Source organism: Amycolatopsis thermoflava N1165 (genome assembly GCF_000473265.1).
Taxonomy (GTDB): Bacteria; Actinomycetota; Actinomycetes; order Mycobacteriales; family Pseudonocardiaceae; genus Amycolatopsis_E; species Amycolatopsis_E thermoflava.
On the sequence record NZ_KI421511.1, the window covers coordinates 6,097,407 to 6,114,469 of the forward strand.

General features: G+C 71.6%; 13 protein-coding genes and 1 pseudogene. 6 read left to right on the plus strand and 8 right to left on the minus strand.

All coding sequences use genetic code 11. The annotated features are described in order from the left end of the window. Nucleotides 1–33: 33 nt before the first annotated feature. Nucleotides 34–1,319 (minus strand): annotated as a pseudogene (purD, locus tag AMYTH_RS45950) (phosphoribosylamine--glycine ligase). Nucleotides 1,320–1,486: 167 nt separating this feature from the next. On the opposite strand from purD, the gene AMYTH_RS0130070 reads away from it, so the two are divergent. The 3 genes from AMYTH_RS0130070 (at nt 1,487) to AMYTH_RS0130080 (ending at nt 6,316) form a co-directional block, all read left to right on the plus strand. Continuing rightward, nucleotides 1,487–2,554, plus strand: coding sequence for a glycerophosphodiester phosphodiesterase (locus AMYTH_RS0130070; RefSeq protein ID WP_027933362.1), 1,068 nt, complete (start codon nt 1,487–1,489; stop codon nt 2,552–2,554). Between the two features lie 200 nt (nt 2,555–2,754). After that, nucleotides 2,755–4,287: a DHA2 family efflux MFS transporter permease subunit gene (locus tag AMYTH_RS0130075; RefSeq protein WP_027933363.1), complete on the plus strand. Its 1,533-nt coding sequence runs from the start codon at nt 2,755–2,757 to the stop codon at nt 4,285–4,287. A 376-nt stretch (nt 4,288–4,663) separates the two neighbouring features. Continuing rightward, nucleotides 4,664–6,316, plus strand: a complete 1,653-nt coding sequence (locus tag AMYTH_RS0130080; RefSeq protein ID WP_027933364.1) for a Na+/H+ antiporter — start codon at nt 4,664–4,666, stop codon at nt 6,314–6,316. Nucleotides 6,317–6,325: 9 nt separating this feature from the next. On the opposite strand, the gene AMYTH_RS0130085 is transcribed toward AMYTH_RS0130080, so the two are convergent. From AMYTH_RS0130085 to AMYTH_RS0130100, 4 genes are read right to left on the minus strand one after another with little or no spacing between them, the layout of a single operon-like run. Next, nucleotides 6,326–8,416: a xanthine dehydrogenase family protein molybdopterin-binding subunit gene (locus tag AMYTH_RS0130085; protein ID WP_027933365.1), complete on the minus strand. Its 2,091-nt coding sequence runs from the start codon at nt 8,414–8,416 to the stop codon at nt 6,326–6,328. Then, nucleotides 8,413–9,357, minus strand: coding sequence for an FAD binding domain-containing protein (locus AMYTH_RS0130090; protein ID WP_027933366.1), 945 nt, complete (start codon nt 9,355–9,357; stop codon nt 8,413–8,415). Before AMYTH_RS0130090 ends, AMYTH_RS0130085 begins: the two co-directional genes overlap by 4 nt. Beyond that, nucleotides 9,354–9,830, minus strand: coding sequence for a (2Fe-2S)-binding protein (locus AMYTH_RS0130095; RefSeq protein ID WP_027933367.1), 477 nt, complete (start codon nt 9,828–9,830; stop codon nt 9,354–9,356). Before AMYTH_RS0130095 ends, AMYTH_RS0130090 begins: the two co-directional genes overlap by 4 nt. A gap of 40 nt (nt 9,831–9,870) precedes the next feature. Further along, a complete protein-coding gene (locus AMYTH_RS0130100) occupies nt 9,871–10,782 on the minus strand; it encodes an LLM class F420-dependent oxidoreductase (protein WP_027933368.1) in 912 nt (303 codons plus the stop codon). Between the two features lie 96 nt (nt 10,783–10,878). On the opposite strand from AMYTH_RS0130100, the gene AMYTH_RS0130105 reads away from it, so the two are divergent. Further along, nucleotides 10,879–11,367 (plus strand): OsmC family protein, encoded by a 489-nt coding sequence (locus AMYTH_RS0130105; protein ID WP_027933369.1) that lies wholly within the window; start codon nt 10,879–10,881, stop codon nt 11,365–11,367. On the opposite strand, the gene AMYTH_RS0130110 is transcribed toward AMYTH_RS0130105, so the two are convergent. After that, a complete protein-coding gene (locus AMYTH_RS0130110) occupies nt 11,364–12,650 on the minus strand; it encodes an adenylosuccinate synthase (protein WP_020423309.1) in 1,287 nt (428 codons plus the stop codon). The genes AMYTH_RS0130105 and AMYTH_RS0130110 overlap by 4 nt on opposite strands. 54 nt (nt 12,651–12,704) lie before the next feature. Between AMYTH_RS0130110 and AMYTH_RS0130115 the strand changes: the two genes are divergently transcribed. Next, nucleotides 12,705–13,373 carry a hypothetical protein gene (locus AMYTH_RS0130115; RefSeq protein WP_037322781.1) on the plus strand — a complete coding sequence of 223 codons (669 nt, stop codon included), beginning with the start codon at nt 12,705–12,707 and terminating at the stop codon, nt 13,371–13,373. A gap of 96 nt (nt 13,374–13,469) precedes the next feature. Then, nucleotides 13,470–14,102 (plus strand): HNH endonuclease family protein, encoded by a 633-nt coding sequence (locus tag AMYTH_RS0130120; RefSeq protein WP_017985711.1) that lies wholly within the window; start codon nt 13,470–13,472, stop codon nt 14,100–14,102. A 372-nt stretch (nt 14,103–14,474) separates the two neighbouring features. Here AMYTH_RS0130120 and AMYTH_RS0130125 read toward each other — a convergent pair whose 3' ends face one another. Continuing rightward, nucleotides 14,475–16,313, minus strand: a complete 1,839-nt coding sequence (locus AMYTH_RS0130125; RefSeq protein ID WP_027933371.1) for an FAD/NAD(P)-binding protein — start codon at nt 16,311–16,313, stop codon at nt 14,475–14,477. A gap of 58 nt (nt 16,314–16,371) precedes the next feature. Then, nucleotides 16,372–17,022, minus strand: a complete 651-nt coding sequence (locus tag AMYTH_RS0130130; RefSeq protein ID WP_037322782.1) for a TetR/AcrR family transcriptional regulator — start codon at nt 17,020–17,022, stop codon at nt 16,372–16,374. Between the last annotated feature and the right edge of the window lie 41 nt (nt 17,023–17,063).

Sequence of the window (17,063 nt, forward strand, 5' to 3'; positions counted from 1 at the left end):
CCAGTTCCGGTAGGAAGGCTACCAACCCGGGTGTCAGCTCGGGCCGGAATTCGCCGAAGCACCCGGCACGGTGATCTCGCCGCGGGCGGCCTTCAGCCCGATGTCGGTGCGGTGGTGCGAACCGGACAGGTGCACCTTCGCGACCCGCTCGTAGGCCTGGGCGCGGGCCGCGTCGAGGTCCTCGCCGACGCCGACCACGGACAGCACCCGGCCACCGTGGGAGACCACGGCGCCGTCGTCGCGGCGGCGCGTGCCCGCGTGCAGCACGCCCTCGGACTCGGCGCCGGTGATCACGTCGCCCGCGCGCGGCACGCCGGGGTAGCCGTCGGCGGCGATCACGACGGTGACCGCGGAACCCGGGTGCCACTCCAGCGGCGGGTGCTCGGCGAGGGTGCCGGTCGCGGTCGCGTGCAGCAGCCCGGCCAGCGGGGTGGCCAGCAGCGCGAGCACGACCTGGGTTTCCGGGTCGCCGAACCGGCAGTTGAACTCGATGACCTGGGGGCCGTCGGAGGTGATCGCGAGGCCCGCGTAGAGCAGGCCGGAGAACTCGGCGCCGCGGGCGGCCATCTCGTCGACCACCGGCTGGACGATGTCGCGCACGATGTCGTCGACCAGGCCCGCGGGCGCCCACGGCAGCGGCGCGTAGGCGCCCATGCCGCCGGTGTTGGGGCCGGTGTCGCCGTCGCCGACGCGCTTGAAGTCCTGCGCGGGCAGCAGCGGCACCACGGTGCGGCCGTCGACCAGGCAGAACAGCGACACCTCCGGCCCGTCGAGGAACGACTCGAGCAGCACCGGGTGGCCGCCGTCGAGCAGCTTCATCGCGTGCGCGCGCGCGCCGCGTCGCGGTCCGGGGTGACGACGACGCCCTTGCCCGCGGCCAGCCCGTCGTCCTTGACCACCCAGGTCGGGCCGAAGCGGGACAGCGCCTCGTCGAGCTTGGCCGGGTTGTCCACGATCTCGCTGCGCGCGGTCGGCACCTTCGCGGTGGCCATCACGTCCTTGGCGAACGCCTTCGAGCCCTCGATACGGGCCGCGGCGGCGGACGGGCCGAAGACCGGGATGCCGGCCTTGCGGACGGCGTCGGCCGCGCCGGCGACCAGCGGCACCTCGGGCCCGATCACCACGAGGTCGGCCTGCCAGCGCTTCGCCAGCTCGGCGACCGCGGCCGGGTCGGCCACGTCGACACCGAGCTGCTCGGCCAGCGCCGCGGTGCCGGCGTTGCCGGGCGCGCAGGCAAGCGCGGTGACAGCCGGGTCGTGGGACGCGGCGAGGAGCAGGGCATGTTCGCGGGCACCGGACCCGATTACGAGGACGCGCACAAACCCTGAGCCTAGACGCCGGGCATCGGCACGTGCCGTTTACCCGCCCGCCAGCCACCCGACGTCCACCCGTGTGGCTGCCGTAGCACTCGGCGGTGAGAGTGGCGCGGAGATCCCTTTCGTCCCCACAGGAGGTTCCCGTGCGGAGAAGACTCGCCGCCCTGGCGTTGTCCGGCCTGTTCCTGGTCGGCGCCGCCGGCGTCACCAGCGCGAGCCAAGCCGCCCCGGCTGACAAGGAGCGTGCCGAACCAGTGGTCGTCGGACACCGGGGCGCGCCCGGCTACCGGCCGGAGCACACGCTGGCCTCCTACGAGCTGGCCTACCGCCAGGGTGCCGACTGGGTCGACGTCGACCTGGTGCCCACCAAGGACGGTCAGCTCGTCGCCCGGCACGAGAACGAGATCGGCGGCACGACCGACGTCGCCGCCCACCCCGAGTTCGCGAACCGGAAGACCACCAAGGTCATCGACGGTGTCGCGCTGACCGGCTGGTTCACCGAGGACTTCACGCTCGCCGAGCTGAAGACCCTGCGCGCCACCGAGCGCATCCCGGACATCCGCCCGGACAACAAGATCTACAACGGCCGCTGGCAGATCGCGACGTACCAGGAGGTGCTGGACCTCACCAAGCGTCTCGGCCGCGAACTGCACCGCACGCTGGGCACCTACCCGGAGATCAAGCACTCCACCTACTTCGGCTCGATCGGCAACCCGACCGAGCCGAAGCTGGTCGACCTCCTCAACCGCAACGGCCTGAACAAGCACAACGCGCCGGTGATCATCCAGTCGTTCGAGGTGGCCAACCTCAAGGCGCTGAGCAGGCAGGTGAAGGTGCCGCTGGTGCAGCTCACCTCGGCCACCGGCGCGCCCGCCGACTTCGTCGCGAGCGGCGACAAGCGCACCTACGCCGACCTGGTCACCCCGGCCGGGCTCAAGGAGATCTCCACCTACGCCGACTACCTCGGCCCGGAGAAGGCGCAGATCATCCCGCGGACCGCGGCGGGCGCGCTCGGCACGCCGACCTCGCTGGTGAAGGACGCGCACGACGCGGGCCTGAAGGTCGTGCCCTACACCTTCCGCAACGAGAACAGCTTCCTGCCTGCCAACCTGCGCTCGTCGGCCGACCCGTCGGCATGGGGCGACGTCTTCGCCGAGCTGGACGCGTTCCTCGCCACCGGCATCGACGGCCTGTTCGCCGACCAGCCGGACACCGCGCTGGTCGCCGTCCGGTCCTGAGTGGACGACGCGGGCACGGCCACGCGCCGTGCCCGCGTTTTCGCTTTCCGCTGAAGTGATCCCGACCACTTGAAAAGTCTTCGCGTCATAGCCTGTCGCCCGGCTAGTCTCAGAGTGGACTGAGGGGGATTTGCGCTTTTCTTCGGGGTTTCCTCCTGCGGTCGGCCCTGCCCGCTCGTAGACCTTGGACGGACCACTTCATGACCACTGCTTCGGAACCAAGACCCGCGGACGCCGATAAACTCGACAGCGCGGTGCTGAAGGTCGCCGCCGTCGTCGTGCTCGGCAGCGTGATGGCCATCCTCGACACCACCGTCGTCAACGTCGCGCTCCAGGCGCTGACGCTGGAGTTCGAGACCTCGTTCGACACGATCCAGTGGATCGCGACCGGGTACATGCTGGCGCTGGCCACGGTCATCCCGGTCACCGGCTGGGCGTGCGACCGGTTCGGCACCAAGCGCCTCTACATGCTGGCGATCACGTTCTTCCTGGTCGGCTCCGCGCTGGCCGGGGCGGCGTGGGACATCGAATCGCTGATCGTGTTCCGGGTCCTGCAGGGCCTCGGCGGCGGCATGCTGATGCCGGCGGGCATGACGATCCTGACCAAGACCGCAGGCCCGCACCGCGTCGGCCGCGTGATGGCCGTGCTCGGCGTGCCGATGCTGCTCGGCCCCATCGGCGGCCCGATCCTGGGCGGCTGGCTGGTCGACTCGGTGAGCTGGCGCTGGATCTTCTACATCAACGTGCCGATCGGCATCGTCGCGATCCTGCTGGCGTGGCGGCTGCTGCCGAAGGACGAGCCGCGCCCGGCCGAAAAGTTCGACTTCGCCGGCATGGTGATGCTGTCGCCGGGTCTCGCGGCGCTGATCTACGGCGTGTCGAACATCCCGCACCACGGCGGCGTCGGCGCGACCAACGTGTGGCTGCCGGGGATCATCGGGATCGTGCTGATCGTGGCCTTCATCGTGCGGGCCCTGAAGGTCGCCAACCCGCTGGTCGACCTGACCCTGTTCCGCAACCGCACGTTCAGCATCGCGATGGTGACCATGACCCTGTTCATGATCGCCTTCCTCGGGTCGATGCTGATCCTGCCGACCTACTTCGTCCTGGTGCGCGGCGAAAGCGCGCTGCAGGCCGGTCTGCTGCTGGCGCCGCAGGGCATCGGCGCGATGATCACCATGCCGATCGCGGGCAAGCTGGTCGACAAGATCGGCGCGGGCAAGGTCGTGCTCCCCGGGATCGTGCTGATCATCGCGAGCGTCGCGGTGTTCACGCAGGTCGGCGCCGACACGTCCTACCTGCTGCTGATGGGCGCGCTGTTCGTGATGGGTCTCGGCATGGGCATGAGCATGATGCCGATCAGCACCGCGGCGCTGCAGACGCTGACGCAGCGCACGGTGGCGCGCGCCTCGACGGCGATGAACATCGTGCAGCAGACCGCGGGCGCCGTGGGGTCGGCGATCGTGTCGATCATCCTGGCCAGCCTGCTCGCCGGGAAGTTCGGCGTGGCGACGAGCGAGGGCCAGCTCGCCGCCACGGCCGCGCTGATGAACCCGGCGACGCACGACGCCGCCGCGGTGGCCAGCGCGGACGCCTTCGCGTCGACGTTCACCTGGACGCTGGTGCTGGTGGCGCTGTGCCTGATCCCGGCGCTGTTCCTGCCGAAGAAGCCGGCGCTGCCGCCGGAGGAGGACGCCGCCGAGGGCGCCCCGCCCGCGGTGATGATGCACTGACGTTTCTTTCGGAAGGGCCCGGGCTGCGCTGAACTGCTGCCCGGGCCCTTTTTCGTTGGGGTGCCGCGAGTCCCGCGCCCGGCCCGGCGGGTTTCGCGCTGGGCTCGGCGAGTTCCGCACCCGGGCAGGCGGGCTCTGCGCTCGGGTTGGCGGGTTCCGTGCCTGGGTTGGCGAGTTCCCCGCTCGCGCACGCGAGTTCCCCGCTTACGCGCGCGAGTTCTCCCCGCTCGGGCTGGCGCGTTCCGCACTCGCGTCGGCAAGTTCTCCGCCCGCGGGCGAGTTCCCCGCTCACCCGCGCGAGTTCCCCACTCGCGCGCGCCGCCGCGGGCTCGTCACTCACCGGGTGGAGCGCGGCTCGCTGGGTAAGCATCTACCCATGGAGCTCCTGACCTTGATGGGCGTGCTCGCCGGCGCGCTCGGTCTCACCGCGATCGCCCGGCGGTTCAACCTGTCGGCGCCCCTGCTGGTCGTTGTGGCGGCGCTGGCGGTGTCGTTCATCCCGGGCGTGCCGCGGGTGCAGATGGAGCCGGAGCTCATCCTCACCCTGGTCCTGCCGCCGCTGCTCTACTCCACCGCGCGGGAGAGCTCGTTCGCCCAGTTCAAGGCCGCCGCCCGGCCGATCATCGGGCTCGGGGTGGTCCTCGTCGTCGTCACGGCGCTCGTCGTCGGGTTCGTCGTGCACCTGCTGCTGCCGGACCTGCCGCTCGCCTCGGCGTTCGTGCTGGGCGCGGTCGTCGCGCCGCCGGACGCCGTCACGGCCGCCGCGATCGGCCGCCGTCAGCGGCTGCCGCGACGGCTGATGACCGTGCTCACCGGGGAGAGCCTGGTCAACGACGCCGCCGCGCTGACGCTGTACAAGATCGGTCTCGCCGCGGTGCTCGGTGCGGCGGGGTCGCTGGGCCACGGGTTCCTGGTGTTCCTCGTCGCCGCCGTGCTCGGGATCGGCGTCGGGCTCGCGGCGGCGGTGCTCGTCTCCTACATCCGGCGCAAGCTCGACGATCCGCTGATGGAGTCGGTCTTCGGCATCATCGTGCCGTTCGCCGTGTACGTCGTCGCCGAGCACCTGCACCCGTTCTCCGAGGACTTCAGCGGCTCGGGTGTGCTCGCGGTGGTCGCCGCCGGGTTGTACCTCGGCGACCGGTCGCTGTACGCGGGCTCGGCGACGCGGGTGCAGGACTCGTCGATCTGGGCGTCGCTGGACGTGCTGCTCGAAGCGCTCGTGTTCGCGTTGATGGGCCTGCAACTGCCGTTCGTGCTGGAGAGCGCCAACGAGAACGCGCGCGGCAACTGGCAGCTCTTCCTCTCGGCGATCGCCATCCTCGCGGTCACCATCGCCATCCGGATCCCGTACGTGTTCCTCAACGCCTACCTGCCGCACACCCTCCGGCTGTTCGGCCGGGAACGAGAACGGCCGCCGACGCGGAACCTGCTCGTGTTGTCCTGGGCGGGCATGCGTGGCGTGGTGACGCTCGCCGCGGCGGCCGGTGTGCCGCTGTCGACCCACGCCGGCCAGCCGTTCCCCGGCCGGGACGAGATCCAGCTGTTCGCGTTCGTCGTCGCGATCGGGACCGTGCTGATCCAGGGGCTCACCCTGCCCGCGGTGATCCGCAAGCTCGGCGTGCACGACAAGGACGACGCCGAGCAGGACGCGGAGGAGGAGATGGCGGCCCGCGAAGCGGCGATGCACGCGGCCGTGGCCCGGCTCGACGAGCTGGCCCCCGAACTGTGCCACCGGCTCGACATTCCGCCGGAGAAGGCCGACCGGCTGGTCAACCGGTTGCGGGCGCTGGTCGAGACCCGCTACCGGGGCGCCGTCGCGGCGATCTCGCTCAGCGCCGAGGAACGCGAGTCCAGCCCGCACGCCGCGTTCGTGCAGGCGCGCCGCGAACTGCTGCTCGTCCAGCGCGAGACGATGCTGGAGCAGCGGGCCGACGGCAAGCTCGACGACGAGGTGCTGCGCAAGGTCCTGCGCGAACTCGACCTCGAAGAGCTCGCCCTGTCGGACACCCTCACGGCACGGCTGTCGTGACTGACCTCCTCACAGCAGGTCGGCGATCTTGATCGGCAGGTCGCGCACCCGCCGCCCGGTCGCGTGGAACACCGCGTTCGCGATCGCCGCCGCGACGCCGACCGCGCCCAGCTCGCCGATGCCCTTCGCGCCGACCAGGCTCGCCAGGCGGTCGTCGTCCGGCACGAAGGCCACGTCCAGCTCGCGGATGTCGGCGTTCACCGGCACGACGTAACCGGCGAGGTTCTTGCTCAGGAACCGCCCCAGCACCGGCTCGAACACCGAGTGCTCCAGTACCGCCTGCCCGTAGCCCCAGACCAGCCCGCCGGTCATTTGGCTGTGCGCGGCCAGCGGGTTGAGGATCCGCCCCGCCGCGTACCGGCCGACCGCCCGCGACATGCGCAGCAGGCCCAGGTCCTCGTCCACCCGCACCTCGACGAAGATCGCGCCGTAGGTGTGGATCGAGTGGTCCGCCGACCGGCCCGCCGCCAGCGACGACTCGGGCGCCCACCGGCCCTCCGCGGTCAGTTCGGGCAGCCCGGCCGCGGCCAGCGCGTCGGCGAGCGGGTCGCCCGGGTTCGCGCCCAGCTTGTCCAGCACCTCGCGCGCCGCCGCCTGCACCGCCGACCCGAGGCCCATCGCCGACATCGACCCCATCGTGCCGCCGTGCCCGGGGAAGTCCGGGTCGCCGTGCCGCACCTGGACCGACTCCGCATCGCAGCCGAGCGTCTCCGCGGCCACGGCCTGCACCATCGCGGGCAGCCCGGTGCCGATCTCCTGCGCCCCGGTCTCCACGGTGACCCGGCCCGCGGCGTCCACCCGCACCCGCGCCGCCGACGGCGCCCGGAACGTGTCCATGGTCGCCGCCGCGACACCCCAGCCGACGAGGTCGTGCCCGTCCCGCATCGACCGCGGTTCCGGATCGCGCTCGGACCAGCCGAACCGGCGGGCGCCCTCGCGCAGGCACTCGACCAGCTTGCGCGACGAGAACGGCCTGCCGGTCATCGGGTCGGCCGCCGGTTCGTTGCGGATCCGCAGCTCCACCGGGTCGATCCCCAGCTCGTGCGCCAGCTCGTCCATCGCGGACTCCAGCGGGAAGATCCCCGGGCCCTCGTGCGGCGCCCGCATCGGCGTCGGCTGCGGCCGGTCCACTCGCTGCACCCGCATCTCGGTGTGGATGGCCGGGCTCGCGTACAGCCAGGTGGTGCCGTGGGTGGTGTTCTCGGCGTAGTCGTCGACGCGGGCGGCCGCGTTGCTGCTGAGGTGCCGGATCGCGGTGAGCCGCCCGTCGGCCGTGGCGCCCAGGGTGATCGTCTGCCGGGTGGCCGGCTGGTGCCCGGACAACGTGAACATCTCGGCACGCGTGAGCACCAGCTTGACCGGCTGCCCGGTGGCGCGGGCGGCCGCGGCGGCCAGCGGGAGCGCCGGCCACACGTAGCCCTTGCTGCCGAACCCGCCGCCGGTGAACGGGCAGATCACCCGCACCGCGTCGGCCGGGAGACCGAACAGCTCGGCGACCACCGCCTGGGTGAGCGCGGCGGCCTGCACGGACGCGTGCAGCACCAGCTCGTCGTCCACCCACTCGGCGAGCACCGCCCACGGCTCCATCGGGTTGTGGTGCCGGTTGGCGGTGGTGTAGGTGGCCTCGACGATCCGGTCCGCCGCGGCCAGTCCGGCCTGGAGGTCGCCCGTCGACTCGTCGGCCTCGCCGAGCAGGTGGTCGCTGCGCGGGACGACGTCCTCGGCCTGCCCGAACAGCAGCGGCGGCCGGACGTCGTCGTAGGTGACCCGCACCTGCCGCGCGGCTTCGCGGGCCTGCTGCCAGCTGTCCGCCAGGACCATCACGACCGGCTGGCCCTCGTAGTGCACGAGGTCGTCCTGCAGGGGCAGCACCGAGTGGCCCAGCGGCGGTGACGGCAGCGGGGTCAGGCGCGGCAGATCGTGGTGCGTCAGCACCGTCGCGTCCACCACCTGCGAGGTGTCGATGCTCGTGACCCGCCCGGTCGGCACCGTGGCGGGGACGAGCGCGGCGATCAGGGTGCCGGGTGCGGCAGCGTCGGCCGCATACCGCGCGGCCCCGGTGAGCTTGGCCGGGCCGTCCAGCCTGGTAAGCGCTTTCACGACATCGCCTCCTTGATCGCGCGCACCGCGGCGCGCTCGGCGAGGGTGACCTTGTACTCGTTGCCGGGCAACGGACGCGCGCGGGTGAGCCGCACCGCCTCGGCCAGCCTGCTCATCGGCACGCCGACGAGTTCCATCCGATACGGCCTGTGCGCCACCCCGCCGAGCGCGACGCGTGCCCGCGTGATCGTCTCCCCGTCCCACTCGACGACGGCCGCGGCGGAGACCACCGCGAACTCGTAGGAAACCCGTTCCCGGACCTTCAGGTAGTGCGAAAACCGCTTGCCACCACGGGGAACCTCGATCGCGGTGATCAGCTCATCGGGCCGGAGATCGTTGTGCCGCGCGGGTTCGTCGCCCGGTAGCCGGTGGAAACTCGTCGCCGGGATGCGCCGCTCGCCCTCCGGGCCGCGGACCACGACGACCGCGTCGAGCGCGGCGAGCGCGACCGCGAGGTCCGACGGGTGGGTCGCGACGCAGTCGTCCGACCAGCCGAGGATCGCGGCGGACGTGGTGTCGCCGTGCCGGGCCGAGCAACCCGAGCCGGGCACCCGCTTGTTGCACGGCAGTCCGGTGTCCGCGCGGAAGTACGGGCAGCGGGTTCGTTGCATCAGGTTGCCGCCCAGCGTCGCCATGTTTCGCAGCTGCGGCGACGCGGCCCGCAGCAACGACTGCACCAGGACGGGGAACTCGCGCGTCAGTTCCGGGTGCGCGGCCACGTCGCTCATCCGGCACAACGCGCCGAGCCGGACGCGGTCGTCGGCGAACTCGATCCGGTCCAGCGGTAGTCGGTTGATGTCGACCAGCCGGGCGGGCGCCTCGATGCCCTCCTTGAGCCAGTTCAGCAGTTCGGTGCCGCCGGCGATGGCCTGCGCGCCGGCGGTCAGCGCGTCGAGCGCCTCCTCGACGGAGGTAGCCCTGGTCAGCTCGAACGTCCTCATCGGACCACCTCCGTGGCGGCTTTCCGCACGGCGGAAACGATTTGCGGGTAGGCGCCGCAGCGGCAGATGTTGCCGCTCATCCACTCCCGGATCTCGTCCTCGGAGCCGGCGTGGCCCTCGGCGATGCACGCGGCGGCGGACACGACCTGCCCCGGCGTGCAGAAGCCGCACTGGAACGCGTCGTTCTCCAGGAAGGCTCGCTGCACTGGGTGCAGCTCGCCCTCGGGCGCGAGGCCCTCGGCGGTCGTCACCTCCGCGCCGTCGGCGAGCAGGGACAGGGTCAGGCAGGACAACACCCGGCGGCCGTACACCAGGACGGTGCAGGCGCCGCATTCGCCGCGGTCACAGCCGCGCTTGGTGCCGGTCAGACCGAGGTCATCGCGCAGTGTTTCGGCCAGCATCGACCGTGGATCGACGGTCAGCCGGTGCTGGATCCCGTTGACTGTGATCGTCAGTGCAGGGCGGTCATCCATGCCTGCCGAGGCTAGGCAGGTGGAGTCCGCTCCAGGCAACTCATTTTCCGGACAGTTCCCCCAGCAACCGCCAGGTGCGGCGCTGGTCCTCGGCGCTGCCCAGGTCGGTCTGGGTGAACACCACCTCGGTGGCCCCGGCGTCGAAGTAGCGCCGGATCTCGGCGGCGACGGTCTCCTCGTCGCCGATGACCGCCAGCTCACCGGCCCGCGACGCGCCCTCCAGGCCGATGACCCGCTGGTAGGACGGGATCCGCTCGTAGAACGCGAGCTGTTCGACGGCGTTGGCGCGCACCCGCTCGACGTCGGAGGTGACCACGCCCGCCACGAAGGCGATGACGCGTGGCTGCCCGCTCGCGGCGGCGGTGATGGCCGGAACGATCTCGTCGGCCAGCACCTTCGGCCCGGCGAGGTAAGGCAGGGTGCCGTCGGCGAGTTCCCCGGTGGCCCGCAACGCCTGCGGCCCCATCGCGGCGACCAGCAGCGGCACCGGGTCCGCGCCGGGAACCGTGGTCGGCAGCGGCGGCACGGCGGTGAGGACCTCGCCGCGGAAGTCGGCGGTGCCGGTGGTGAACAGCTCGCGCAGCACGGTCAGGAACTCGCGCAGCCGGGCCACCGGACGCTCGTAGGTGAGGCCGAAAGTGCTTTCCAGCAGGCCTTTCGCGCCCAGCGCCAGCCCGAGCTGGAACCGCCCGTGCGTGGCGGCCTGCACGGTCTGGGCCTGGCTGGAGATCAGCAGCGGGTGCCGTCCGAAGATCGGGATCGCCGACGTGCCGACGGACAACTCCGGTACCTCGCGCCCGACGACGGTCGCCAGCGCGGCCGCGTCGTAGTCGAACCGCTGCCCGAACCACACCGACTTCAGCCCGTCGGCCGCCACCTGCTTCGCCTGCGCCACGATCGCGTCGACGTAGTTGGTCGCCGTCGCGGTGGCCAGCGCCACTCCGATGCTCATGATCACCGGCAACGGCGGCCGGGTGGCGCCGATTCCCGCGTCCCAGGTCGTGGGAGCCCTCGCGGCGGGCGGGGCACTCCCGTCACCGTGATGACCATGTCGCTCACCGATGTCATCGAGGGAACCCGCCAGGCCGTCTCGGCCGATCCCGCCAACGCCGCCGTCTCGTTCACCGTCGACCACCAGCTGGTCACCGGAACCCAGGTCGACGTGAAGGTGCGGGACCACGCCTTCCGCGTCGACGAACCCGCGCCGCTGGGCGGCACGGACACCGCCGCCAACCCGGTCGAGTACGCGCTGGCCGCGCTCGGCTCGTGCCAGGTGATCACGTACCAGTTCTGGGCCGCCAAGCTGGGCGTGCCGCTGACCTCGGTGAAGGTCACCGTCGAGGGCGATCTCGACCTGCACGGCTTCTTCGGCTTCAACGAGACCCGCCCCGGCTTCACCGACGTGCGGGTGACGGTCGACCTGGACGGCCCGGCGACCCGCGAGGCCTACGAGGACCTCAAACGCCAGGTCGACGAGCACTGCCCGGTGCTCGACCTGTTCCGCAACCCGACCCCGACGAAGACCGCCCTGGCCTAGAGGAATTCGTGGCGGACGATGGTCTGTTCGCGGCCCGGGCCGACGCCGATGGCCGAGACCCGGGCCTGCGACAGCTCCTCGATCCGCTCCACGTACGCCCGCGCGTTCGCCGGCAGCTCCTCGAACGTCCGGCAGTGCGAGATGTCCTCCCACCAGCCGGGCAGCTCCTCGTAGATCGGCACGGCGTGGTGCACGTCGGTCTGCGTCATCGGCATGTCCTCGGTGCGGAAGCCGTCCACCTCGTACCCGACGCAGATCGGCACCCGCTCCAGGCCGGACAACACGTCGAGCTTGGTGAGGAAGTAGTCGGTGATCCCGTTGACCCGCGTGGCGTACCGGGCGATCACCGCGTCGAACCAGCCGGTGCGGCGCGACCGCCCGGTGGTGACGCCGAACTCGCCGCCCGCCTTGCGCAGGTGCTCGCCCATCGCGTCGTTCAGCTCGGTCGGGAACGGGCCCGACCCGACGCGCGTGGTGTAGGCCTTGAGGATGCCGAGCACGGTGCCGATGCGGCCCGGCCCGATGCCCGACCCGGCGCTCGCGCCACCCGCGGTCGGGTTCGACGACGTGACGAACGGGTAGGTGCCGTGGTCGACGTCGAGCAGCGTGCCCTGCGACCCCTCCAGCAACACCGTCTCGCCCTTCTCCAGGGCCTTGTTCAGCTGCAGCCGCGTGTCGGCGATGCGGTGCGCGAACTTCTCGCCCGCGGCCAGCACCTCGTCGGCCACCTGGTCGGCGTCGAGCGCCTTGCGGTTGTAGACCTTGACCAGCACCTGGTTCTTGAACTCGAGGGCCGCCTCGACCTTCTGGCGGAAGATCTTCTCGTCGAGCAGGTCCTGCACGCGGACGCCGACGCGGGCGATCTTGTCCTGGTAGCACGGGCCGATGCCGCGGCCGGTGGTGCCGATCTTGCGGCTGCCGAGGTAACGCTCGGTGACCTTATCGATCGCCACGTGGTACGGCATGATCAGGTGCGCGTCGGCGGAGAGCAGCAGGCGGCTGGTGTCCACGCCGCGCTTCTCCAGGCCGTCCAGCTCGTCGAGCAGCACGCCGGGGTCGACGACCACGCCGTTGCCGATCACGTTCGTCACGCCCGGCGTGAGGATCCCGGACGGGATGAGGTGCAGGGCGAAGTTCTCCCCGTTGGGGAGCACGACCGTGTGACCGGCGTTGTTGCCGCCCTGGTAGCGGACGACCCACTGGACGCGGTCGCCGAGCAGGTCGGTGGCCTTGCCCTTGCCTTCGTCGCCCCACTGGGCACCGATGAGCACGATGGCCGGCATGTGACACTCCAGGTATTCGGCAACAGGAAATTCAGCGCAGGCAAATGCCGGTGCATGAGCGTAACGGAGGACCCGGTGGCGCGGGGAACGGTGCTGGCTTGCGGGTCTGGTTCGTCACTCCTTCGCAACGAGCCGGGAGTGCGGGAAGTGCCCGCGCGCCCCGGCCGGAACGACGTGGATCCCCTGCTAGAGGGCACTTCCGGGGAGCCGTTGATCGTCGTCGGCACGGATGCGGACCTCGCCGCGGTCGTGGTGCGGATCATGCGGAAGAACCGGTTGGGGGACACGCCGGTGGGATACGTGCCGACCGATCCGGGCTCGCCGGCGGCGCGGCTGTGGGGGCTGCCGTCGGACCCGTCGGAGGCGCTCGCACTAGCCCGGAAGGGTGAGCCGCGGCCGCGGGTGCTCGTGCGGGACGACAGCGGCGGAGTCCTGGTGGGTGAAGCGGCGGTAGGTCCGGTCACCGGCGAGGCTTACTGTGACGACACGGTCGCGTTCCGTGGCTCGGCGCGGTCGTTCGTGGTCCGGCCCGGCGCGGAGGGCGTCGACGTGCGGGTGACCCGGGGGCTGTTCCGGCGGGTCACCGAGGTGTCCGGGCGGGCTTGCCAGCTGGGCTGCCACCCGGCGGAAGTGGTGCAGAACGGAGTGCCGCACCCGCGGCCGGTGACCCGCTGGACCTGGTATCGGCACACCGAGAACCTGCTGGCGATCACTGATAGTTAACCTACTGTCGTCGGTAAATCACCCACAGGTATTGCTTTCGCCATCTTCATGTTCGACCTTCGGAGGGTCCTCACCGATCACCCGAAGGCGGCACCTATGCGCATCGCCCGAAACTCGCTGATCGTCCTGGGCCTCTCGGCCCTGTTCACCACCGGCCTCGCGACCGGCACCGCGGTGGCGGAGCCGCCGAACATCCCGTCCGAGACCACCGCCCGCTCCGAGCTGGCGGCGCTGACCGTCCAGGCGGACGGCACGTCCACCGGTTACTCGCGCGACAAGTTCCCGCACTGGGACGACCAGGGCGGCAGCTGCAACACCCGCGAGGTCGTGCTGAAGCGGGACGGCACGAACGTCGTCACCGACTCCAGCTGCGCCGCCACGTCGGGCACGTGGAAGAGCCCGTACGACGGCGCCACCTGGACCGCCGCTTCCGACGTCGACATCGACCACGTCGTGCCGCTCGCCGCCGCGTGGCGGACCGGCGCGTCGGCCTGGACCACCGCTAAGCGCGAGGCGTTCGCCAACGACCTGACCAACCCGCAGCTGATCGCCGTCACCGACAACGTCAACCAGGCCAAGGGCGACAAGTCGCCCGACGAGTGGAAGCCTCCGCTCACCGGCTACTGGTGCACCTACGCGAAGATGTGGATCGACGTGAAGTACGAGTGGCAGCTGACGATCGACAGCGCGGAGAAGGCGGCGTTGACGGAGATGCTGGACCGCTGCTGAGCCACGGGATTCGCATTCGGTTTCTCGTTGATCCAGGCCGTGTGGCCGAAGATCGCGGCCCACCGCGCCAGGGGTGGGGCGGTGCGTCAGTACCGCGGTGGGCAGCGTCCCGCGCACGGGCCGGTCCGCCGGTGGTGAATGCTGGTCGAGCCGGCCCCGGAACTGCAACCGGGACGTTCACGCCCGGGGCCGGTGGCAGGCCGCCGCCCGCTGGTACCCGGGCGGCGGCCTGCCGCACCCCCGGGGCCCGCGCTGTCCGCGAGCACAGGCCCGAGAACTCGCCCCGCCCCGCCCCGCCGCAGCTGCCGCTGCCTTGCGCATCGCATCTGCTGCGCCAGCCACTCCGGCCCGCGCCCGGCCGCGGCTCACGAATCACCCCACCAGCCGCAGGATCTCCCGTGCCGCCGCGTCGTTCTGCCGGAACGACGGGCCGTTCGTGCGTGGGCGGGTGAACGCCGCCGCCGAGCGGGCGCTCGTGTGCGGCCCCAGCGCGAACCGCCGGGGCTGCGGGCGGCCCGCCGCGTCCAGCAGCCGCCCGTCCGACACCCGCGTCGAGATGCGGCCCGACGGCAGGTCCCGCACGTGCTCCTCCGCCAGCTCGCCCGCGCCCCGCAACTGCGCCAGCAACCCGTCCGACGCCCGCGAGACACTGGGCGCCGGCAGCCGCGCCTCGATCAGCGTCCGGGCCGTCACCGATCCCGGGAAGCTGCCCGACGACGCCACGAACCCCTCCGGCGACAGGGAAATCGAGACGTCCGCCCCCAGGAACGACACCACCCCGGCCTGGTGCAACGCCAGCAACTCGTGCAACCGCCGCGGCGGGGGGCCGCTCGCGTAGTACGAGAAGAACCCGTGCCACCAGCCATCCACATCGGACACGTTCAGCGCGCCGGACGCGGTCAGCGCCGGCATCTGCTGGTACGCCGACAACAAAGCCATGAACGCACCCAGATCCGCCGAATACGCCGGGTCCGCCCGCCGCGCCAGGTCCGCCTCCACATAGGACCTCAGGTGCTTCCCGAACTCCTCCGCCGTCTCGAACCGCAGGCCCGCCAACGGCCGGTCCAGCCGCTCCAGGTCGAGCCGGTCCTCCTCGGCAGGCACCGCCCGCCGCACCAGCGCCCGCATCTCCGCGCTGTCCCACGCGAAATCCGCGAAGCAGCGGGAAAAATCCTCGAACGACATCAGCACCCGCGACGGATGACCGGTGAACAGCTCGCTGTAGTACCCCCACGCCAGCTCCTTGGCGACGTGCGGCCACACGTCGGCGCGGAAGTCGAGGTGCCGGTCCCGCGCCAGCAGCTCCGCAACCCGCTCCGGGCCGAAGAACCGCGGCAGGCGCAGCGCCGATCCCTGCAACCGGTAACCGGGCTTCGCGTGATACGGCACCCCGCGCCGGGAACCGATGTGCAGCACCGGTTCCGCCCCGCTCGGGCGGTAGACCAGCCCGCCCGACCGCTCCTCGAACCGCCCGCCGCGGCCCTCGGTGAGCAACAGCATCAGGTCGACGAACGCCAGCCCGAACCCGCGCACCAGCACCGGCTCGCCCGGCGCGACGTGCTGGTAGTCGACATCCGCCGTGTACCCCGCCGGGTAGTACGCCAGCCCGTGCGCGTCCGCGAACTCGGCCAGTTCCCGCTCACCCGAACCCGGTTCGGCGTCCAGGTGCCCGACCGCCAGCACGACGACGTCCACGTCCAGCGGCTCGTCCACACCGTCCAGCCACACGCGGGTGTCGTCGATCCGCGTCGCGCGCGTGCGGTGCTCCACCACCTCGATGCCCGGCGCCAGCCCGGCCAGCACGTGCCGGTACACCCAGTCCAGGTAGGCGCTCGCCAGCCGCCGCGTCGGAAAGGACGTGCCGCGCAACGCCGCGAGCTCGTCCCGCAGGTCCTCGGGCACGTCGTAGCGGATCCGCCCCGCGCGCACCTCCTGCGCCCACTGCCACAGCGACGGCCCCGTCCGGACCGGCCCGTCCATCGCCACCGTGTCGTCGGTGAACATCGTGACGTCCTCGGCCATCGAGTTCATCCGCAGCAACGGCGACTGCTCGTACCGCCAGATCCGGCCCGCGCCAGGCGGAAACGGGTCGATCAGGTGCACCACCAGCCCCGCGGGCCCGAGCAACTCGGCCGCGTTCGCCGACAGCCGCTCCAGCACGCCGACGCCACGCGGCCCCGCCCCCACGATCGCGAGCTGAGACGGCGCCATGCCTTCGACGCTACGGAAAGAACTCCCGCCCCGGCCCCGGTTCCCGCATCCTGGACACCTACCGGACGCGCGCGATGACCTCCGGCGCCTGGCTGTACAGCCGCAGCACGCCGCCGATCGTGAACTCGGTCAGCAGGTCGATCAACGCGTCGCGGTCCGGCGCGTCGCCGTTCCAGTTGAGCCGCACCAGCGATTCGACCATCGCGAAGTACATCGTGACCAGCGCGGTGTCCGCGCGGCCCGGTTCGACGCCGAACTCCGCCCACCGCTGCCCGCTCGCCTCGGTGTAGACCAGGGCCAGCCGCTTCCGCAGCCGGGACAACGCGAAATTGCCGGTGCGCTCGGCTTCCTGGAACAGCGGCAGCGCGTCCGGGTGCCCGGCGACGAAGTCGAACAGGTTCGCGTAGTTCTTGCGCGCCCAGCTCTTCAGATCCAGATCGGCGTCGCTCGCGCCGGCGGCGGCGATCGCCGCGTAGGCCTGTTCCTCCGCCTGTTCGACCACGGCGGCGAACAACGCGTTCTTGTCGCCGTAGAGCTCGTAGACCGCCTGCCGGGTCAGACCGGCCTCGCGGGCGATCTGTTCGATCGTGGCGCCCTGCAGGCCGCTCGTGGCGAACACGTGCCCCGCCGCGGCGAGCACGAGCGCGCGCTGTTCGGCGACCGGCAGCTTCCGGGGCCTGCCGGGGCCACGCTTTCGGGGCATTGACATGCCTGCCACCTCACCACAATCCTTTTCCGACATAGCTGTCG

Excerpts from the sequence above, each read along its gene's own strand:
- AMYTH_RS0130090 (WP_027933366.1), bottom strand. The coding sequence starts at position 9,357 with ATGAGGACGTTCGAGCTGACCAGGGCTACCTCCGTCGAGGAGGCGCTC.
- AMYTH_RS0130125 (WP_027933371.1), bottom strand. The coding sequence starts at position 16,313 with ATGGCGCCGTCTCAGCTCGCGATCGTGGGGGCGGGGCCGCGTGGCGTC.
- AMYTH_RS0130095 (WP_027933367.1), bottom strand. The coding sequence starts at position 9,830 with ATGGATGACCGCCCTGCACTGACGATCACAGTCAACGGGATCCAGCAC.
- AMYTH_RS0130105 (WP_027933369.1), top strand. The coding sequence starts at position 10,879 with ATGTCGCTCACCGATGTCATCGAGGGAACCCGCCAGGCCGTCTCGGCC.
- AMYTH_RS0130075 (WP_027933363.1), top strand. The coding sequence starts at position 2,755 with ATGACCACTGCTTCGGAACCAAGACCCGCGGACGCCGATAAACTCGAC.
- AMYTH_RS0130120 (WP_017985711.1), top strand. The coding sequence starts at position 13,470 with ATGCGCATCGCCCGAAACTCGCTGATCGTCCTGGGCCTCTCGGCCCTG.
- AMYTH_RS0130115 (WP_037322781.1), top strand. The coding sequence starts at position 12,705 with ATGAGCGTAACGGAGGACCCGGTGGCGCGGGGAACGGTGCTGGCTTGC.
- AMYTH_RS0130130 (WP_037322782.1), bottom strand. The coding sequence starts at position 17,022 with ATGTCAATGCCCCGAAAGCGTGGCCCCGGCAGGCCCCGGAAGCTGCCG.
- AMYTH_RS0130080 (WP_027933364.1), top strand. The coding sequence starts at position 4,664 with ATGGAGCTCCTGACCTTGATGGGCGTGCTCGCCGGCGCGCTCGGTCTC.
- AMYTH_RS0130100 (WP_027933368.1), bottom strand. The coding sequence starts at position 10,782 with ATGAGCATCGGAGTGGCGCTGGCCACCGCGACGGCGACCAACTACGTC.
- AMYTH_RS0130110 (WP_020423309.1), bottom strand. The coding sequence starts at position 12,650 with ATGCCGGCCATCGTGCTCATCGGTGCCCAGTGGGGCGACGAAGGCAAG.